The 784-nt window shown below is 33.5% G+C and carries 1 protein-coding gene; it reads right to left on the bottom strand.

Features of this window, described 5'->3' with window-relative positions:
* Positions 1-300: 300 nt before the first annotated feature.
* Positions 301-784: uroporphyrinogen decarboxylase/cobalamine-independent methonine synthase family protein (locus RB298_RS20700; RefSeq protein WP_486048337.1), on the bottom strand; the 484-nt coding region annotated here is incomplete at its 5' end.

The raw sequence follows: 784 nt of genomic DNA, 5'->3' as shown, positions 1-784 counted from the left end.
ATCTTATGTTAGTTAAAAGACAAGTCGGTATATCCTTAGATACAGGCCTCTTCTACTATTTAAGAATTTGTTCATTTCTGCATTATTAATATTACAACTTTAGATAGAAAAATTTATTAATGAAGAATTAGATCTCCATTTTTCAACTAAATAAATAGTAAAATGACGAATTTAAAACTTTTTTAGCCTAGTTGGTTTAAAGAGCCTTTTTAAAAGTTAGTAAGCCAGCAGAAACAGTGCCTAACTAAGTACGAGAGCTCAACACCACCGAACCTATAAGCAAATAACAAATATCCCTCTTTAGTTAGCTCCCCATACATCTTGAGCAATTTGAATTACATGTTTAATTTTATTCCACTGTTCCTCTTCTGTTAATTCGTTTCCTTCTTCGGTACTTGCAAATCCACATTGAGGACTCAATGACAAGTTTTCTAGAGGAATATATTCGCTTGCTTCTTTAATTCTTTGCTTAATAATCTTAGCTTCTTCTAATGTAGGAAACTTAGATGTTATTAACCCCAATACAACGGTTTGATTGTTGCGGGTAAAGCTTTTTAACGGTTCAAAATCTCCTGAACGGTTATCATCATATTCAAGGAAAAGTCCATCTACATGTAAGTTAGCAAAGATAGCATCAGATATAGTATCGTAGCCGCCACTTGTGATATACGTAGATCTGAAGTTTCCGCGACAAATATGCATGGTAATGAGCATATCCTCAGGCTTTTTAGAAATAGCATCGTTTAAGCAGCTTACTCGTGTATCAATAATATCCTTTACGTCC

It is taken from the genome of Priestia sp. BR_2, assembly GCF_041954005.1.
In the GTDB taxonomy this organism is placed as follows: domain Bacteria; phylum Bacillota; class Bacilli; order Paenibacillales; family Paenibacillaceae; genus Paenibacillus_AQ; species Paenibacillus_AQ lautus_A.
Note: the sequence above shows the minus strand (reverse complement) of the source record. Positions and strands in the feature narration are given on the sequence as shown.